General features: G+C 52.7%; 1 protein-coding gene, 2 tRNA genes and 3 rRNA genes. 5 read left to right on the forward strand and 1 reads right to left on the reverse strand.

Going from position 1 to position 5,643, the window contains the following annotated elements; genetic code table 11:
• A partial coding sequence (locus tag FUT88_RS26425) for a hypothetical protein (RefSeq protein WP_222614264.1) occupies positions 1 to 267 on the reverse strand: 267 nt, incomplete at its 3' end.
• 162 nt (positions 268 to 429) lie between these two features.
• On the opposite strand from FUT88_RS26425, the gene FUT88_RS12515 reads away from it, so the two are divergent.
• The 5 genes from FUT88_RS12515 (at position 430) to rrf (ending at position 5,590) form a co-directional block, all read left to right on the forward strand.
• A 16S ribosomal RNA gene (locus FUT88_RS12515) occupies positions 430 to 1,967 on the forward strand.
• Positions 1,968 to 2,027: 60 nt separating this feature from the next.
• Positions 2,028 to 2,104: transfer RNA gene (locus tag FUT88_RS12520), tRNA-Ile, on the forward strand.
• A gap of 36 nt (positions 2,105 to 2,140) precedes the next feature.
• Positions 2,141 to 2,216: transfer RNA gene (locus tag FUT88_RS12525), tRNA-Ala, on the forward strand.
• Between the two features lie 265 nt (positions 2,217 to 2,481).
• Positions 2,482 to 5,360: ribosomal RNA gene (locus tag FUT88_RS12530) — 23S ribosomal RNA — on the forward strand.
• A 117-nt stretch (positions 5,361 to 5,477) separates the two neighbouring features.
• Positions 5,478 to 5,590: ribosomal RNA gene (gene rrf, locus FUT88_RS12535) — 5S ribosomal RNA — on the forward strand.
• The 16S, 23S and 5S rRNA genes sit together here with 2 tRNA genes alongside, the layout of an rRNA operon.
• Positions 5,591 to 5,643 lie beyond the last annotated feature (53 nt).

Raw genomic sequence — 5,643 nt, forward strand, 5'->3', positions numbered from 1 at the left:
TTCGCCCCTCGCTGCAAAACACAGCGCCGAAACGCAGGTGACGGTGGTGGTGTTGGGTGGTGGAAAAGCAGGAGTGGAGCGGGTTTGCGGTCGATTGGGTGGTTGGTGATCGGCGGTGGACTGGGTGGTGGTTGGCAGCGAGTTGGTGGATAAAAATTCTTCGACGAGTTGTTGACAGCGACGAAAAAGCTCTGCATAATCTCGTTTCTCTGCTGCAGACAACGCAGCGACGCGGTGAACAAAGTTGATCGCGAAGTTCTTTAACAAGCAAACAGCCGATAAGTGTGGGCGCTTAATACTGGGTGCGGCGGATTTCGATCCGCTAGCTAACAAGTAATGAAGTGCTCGCACAGAAGTAAGGTTTGAACGAAAGTTCAAGTCAGATTCTGAGAGTGAGCGACCGCTCGTAAAGAGCGAAAACAGCAGATTGAACTGAAGAGTTTGATCCTGGCTCAGATTGAACGCTGGCGGCATGCCTTACACATGCAAGTCGAACGGCAGCATGATCTAGCTTGCTAGATTGATGGCGAGTGGCGAACGGGTGAGTAATACATCGGAACGTGCCCTGTAGTGGGGGATAACTAGTCGAAAGATTAGCTAATACCGCATACGACCTGAGGGTGAAAGTGGGGGACCGCAAGGCCTCATGCTATAGGAGCGGCCGATGTCTGATTAGCTAGTTGGTGGGGTAAAGGCCCACCAAGGCGACGATCAGTAGCTGGTCTGAGAGGACGATCAGCCACACTGGGACTGAGACACGGCCCAGACTCCTACGGGAGGCAGCAGTGGGGAATTTTGGACAATGGGCGAAAGCCTGATCCAGCAATGCCGCGTGTGTGAAGAAGGCCTTCGGGTTGTAAAGCACTTTTGTCCGGAAAGAAATGGCTCTGGTTAATACCTGGGGTCGATGACGGTACCGGAAGAATAAGGACCGGCTAACTACGTGCCAGCAGCCGCGGTAATACGTAGGGTCCAAGCGTTAATCGGAATTACTGGGCGTAAAGCGTGCGCAGGCGGTTGTGCAAGACCGATGTGAAATCCCCGAGCTTAACTTGGGAATTGCATTGGTGACTGCACGGCTAGAGTGTGTCAGAGGGGGGTAGAATTCCACGTGTAGCAGTGAAATGCGTAGAGATGTGGAGGAATACCGATGGCGAAGGCAGCCCCCTGGGATAACACTGACGCTCATGCACGAAAGCGTGGGGAGCAAACAGGATTAGATACCCTGGTAGTCCACGCCCTAAACGATGTCAACTAGTTGTTGGGGATTCATTTCCTTAGTAACGTAGCTAACGCGTGAAGTTGACCGCCTGGGGAGTACGGTCGCAAGATTAAAACTCAAAGGAATTGACGGGGACCCGCACAAGCGGTGGATGATGTGGATTAATTCGATGCAACGCGAAAAACCTTACCTACCCTTGACATGCCACTAACGAAGCAGAGATGCATTAGGTGCTCGAAAGAGAAAGTGGACACAGGTGCTGCATGGCTGTCGTCAGCTCGTGTCGTGAGATGTTGGGTTAAGTCCCGCAACGAGCGCAACCCTTGTCTCTAGTTGCTACGAAAGGGCACTCTAGAGAGACTGCCGGTGACAAACCGGAGGAAGGTGGGGATGACGTCAAGTCCTCATGGCCCTTATGGGTAGGGCTTCACACGTCATACAATGGTGCATACAGAGGGTTGCCAAGCCGCGAGGTGGAGCTAATCCCAGAAAATGCATCGTAGTCCGGATCGTAGTCTGCAACTCGACTACGTGAAGCTGGAATCGCTAGTAATCGCGGATCAGCATGCCGCGGTGAATACGTTCCCGGGTCTTGTACACACCGCCCGTCACACCATGGGAGTGGGCTTTACCAGAAGTAGTTAGCCTAACCGCAAGGAGGGCGATTACCACGGTAGGGTTCATGACTGGGGTGAAGTCGTAACAAGGTAGCCGTATCGGAAGGTGCGGCTGGATCACCTCCTTTAAGAGCGTGCATCCGACGTTAGGCGTCCACACTTATCGGTTTGTTTGATGTTACAGCCAAGGGTCTGTAGCTCAGGTGGTTAGAGCACCGTCTTGATAAGGCGGGGGTCGTAGGTTCAAGTCCTACCAGACCCACCAAGTTACGGACGGTGGAATTTGTTCTCTGCCGTGACTGGGGGATTAGCTCAGCTGGGAGAGCACCTGCTTTGCAAGCAGGGGGTCGTCGGTTCGATCCCGTCATCCTCCACCATTACCTGTTGGTTACCAAACGCAAGCATCGACGCTGAGTCGATGGTGTTTGCGTTTGGCCTAGCCAAGACGAGCGTAAAAGTTCGGCTGTTCTTTAACAATATGGAATGTAGTAAAGGTGTCGCGGTGCGTTGATGAGGCGCACATTTAAAACGCGACACTGGGTTGTGATTGTATCAACCAGTATTACCAGAGCAATCGAAAGATTGTCTTGGAATACGGCACAACGCGAGAACTCAGCCTATAGCGAGACATACTCGTTATAGGGTCAAGCGAATAAGTGCATGTGGTGGATGCCTTGGCGATTACAGGCGATGAAGGACGTAGTAGCCTGCGAAAAGCTGCGGGGAGCTGGCAAACGAGCTTTGATCCGCAGATATCCGAATGGGGAAACCCGGCCCGTATGGGTCATCTGTTACTGAATACATAGGTAACAGAAGCGAACGCAGTGAACTGAAACATCTAAGTAGCTGCAGGAACAGAAATCAACCGAGATTCCCAAAGTAGTGGCGAGCGAAATGGGATCAGCCTTGTACTCTTTAGCAGTATTGTTAGCAAAGCGGAATGGAAAGTCCGGCCATAGTGGGTGATAGCCCCGTATGCGAAAACAGTATTGTGGAACTAGGTGTACGACAAGTAGGGCGGGACACGTGAAATCCTGTCTGAAGATGGGGGGACCATCCTCCAAGGCTAAATACTCGTAATCGACCGATAGTGAACCAGTACCGTGAGGGAAAGGCGAAAAGAACCCCGGGAGGGGAGTGAAATAGATCCTGAAACCGCATGCATACAAACAGTCGGAGCCTGGAAACGGGTGACGGCGTACCTTTTGTATAATGGGTCAGCGACTTACATTCAGTGGCAAGCTTAACCGATTAGGGAAGGCGTAGCGAAAGCGAGTCCGAATAGGGCGTTCAGTCGCTGGGTGTAGACCCGAAACCAAGTGATCTATCCATGGCCAGGTTGAAGGTGCGGTAACACGTACTGGAGGACCGAACCCACTAACGTTGAAAAGTTAGGGGATGAGCTGTGGATAGGGGTGAAAGGCTAAACAAACTTGGAAATAGCTGGTTCTCTCCGAAAACTATTTAGGTAGTGCCTCGTGTCTCACCTTCGGGGGTAGAGCACTGTCATGGTTGGGGGGTCTATTGCTGATTACCCCGCCATAGCAAACTCCGAATACCGAAGAGTGCAATCACGGGAGACAGACATCGGGTGCTAACGTCCGGTGTCAAGAGGGAAACAACCCAGACCGCCAGCTAAGGTCCCTAAATATTGCTAAGTGGGAAACGAAGTGGGAAGGCTAAAACAGTCAGGAGGTTGGCTTAGAAGCAGCCACCCTTTAAAGAAAGCGTAATAGCTCACTGATCGAGTCGTCCTGCGCGGAAGATGTAACGGGGCTAAGCAATATACCGAAGCTGCGGATGCACGTAAGTGCATGGTAGGAGAGCGTTCTGTAAGCCTGTGAAGGTGTCTTGTAAAGGATGCTGGAGGTATCAGAAGTGCGAATGCTGACATGAGTAGCGATAAAGGGGGTGAAAGGCCCCCTCGCCGTAAGCCCAAGGTTTCCTACGCAACGTTCATCGGCGTAGGGTGAGTCGGCCCCTAAGGCGAGGCAGAGATGCGTAGCTGATGGGAAGCAGGTTAATATTCCTGCACCGTCGTATGATGCGATGGGGGGACGGATCGCGGAAGGTTGTCCGGGTGTTGGATGTCCCGGTCCCTGCATTGGAGATGGCACTTAGGCAAATCCGGGTGCGTGATTCAAGGGTGTGGGGCGAGCGACTTTAGGTCGCGAAGCAATTGGAAGTGGTTCCAAGAAAAGCCTCTAAGCTTCAGTCATACGAGACCGTACCGCAAACCGACACAGGTGGGCGAGATGAGTATTCTAAGGCGCTTGAGAGAACTCGGGAGAAGGAACTCGGCAAATTGGTACCGTAACTTCGGGATAAGGTACGCCCTTGTAGTTTGACTGGCTCGCGCCAGAAGGACGAAGGGGTTGCAATAAAATGGTGGCTGCGACTGTTTAATAAAAACACAGCACTCTGCAAACACGAAAGTGGACGTATAGGGTGTGACGCCTGCCCGGTGCCGGAAGATTAAATGATGGGGTGCAAGCTCTTGATTGAAGTCCCGGTAAACGGCGGCCGTAACTATAACGGTCCTAAGGTAGCGAAATTCCTTGTCGGGTAAGTTCCGACCTGCACGAATGGCGTAACGATGGCCACACTGTCTCCTCCCGAGACTCAGCGAAGTTGAAGTGTTTGTGATGATGCAATCTCCCCGCGGCTAGACGGAAAGACCCCATGAACCTTTACTGTAGCTTTGCATTGGACTTTGAACCGATCTGTGTAGGATAGGTGGGAGGCTTTGAAACCGGGACGCTAGTTTCGGTGGAGCCGTCCTTGAAATACCACCCTGGTTTGTTTGAGGTTCTAACCTTGGCCCGTGAATCCGGGTCGGGGACAGTGCATGGTAGGCAGTTTGACTGGGGCGGTCTCCTCCCAAAGTGTAACGGAGGAGTTCGAAGGTACGCTTGGTACGGTCGGACATCGTACCTAAAGTGCAATGGCAAAAGCGTGCTTAACTGCGAGACCGACAAGTCGAGCAGGTGCGAAAGCAGGACATAGTGATCCGGTGGTTCTGTATGGAAGGGCCATCGCTCAACGGATAAAAGGTACTCTGGGGATAACAGGCTGATACCGCCCAAGAGTTCATATCGACGGCGGTGTTTGGCACCTCGATGTCGGCTCATCTCATCCTGGGGCTGTAGCCGGTCCCAAGGGTATGGCTGTTCGCCATTTAAAGAGGTACGTGAGCTGGGTTTAAAACGTCGTGAGACAGTTTGGTCCCTATCTGCCGTGGGCGTTGGAATCTTGACGGGGGCTGCTCCTAGTACGAGAGGACCGGAGTGGACGTACCGCTGGTGTACCTGTTGTCTCGCCAGAGGCATCGCAGGGTAGCTATGTACGGAAGAGATAACCGCTGAAAGCATCTAAGCGGGAAACTTGCCTGAAGATGAGGATTCCCTGGAGACTTGATCTCCCTGAAGGGTCGTTCGAGACCAGGACGTTGATAGGCTGGGTGTGGAAGCGCAGTAATGCGTTCAGCTAACCAGTACTAATTGCCCGTGCGGCTTGATCCTATAACCGGTATGTTTCCGGCTGGGTCTGCCTTGTGCCTGATACAAACTAAGCACAACCCCTACTACATTCCCATATTGGCGACGTTGACACCAAGTCAGCGACGCAACAAGTCATAGCCTGGTGACCATAGCGAGTCGGTACCACCCCTTCCCATCCCGAACAGGACCGTGAAACGACTCCGCGCCGATGATAGTGCGGATTCCCGTGTGAAAGTAGGTCATCGCCAGGCTCTCCCCATACAACACCCCAGCTCTACCTCTGAGCTGGGGTGTTTGTCTTTGG

This window comes from Ralstonia sp. TCR112, from assembly GCF_007997035.1.
Taxonomy (GTDB): Bacteria; Pseudomonadota; Gammaproteobacteria; order Burkholderiales; family Burkholderiaceae; genus Ralstonia; species Ralstonia edaphi.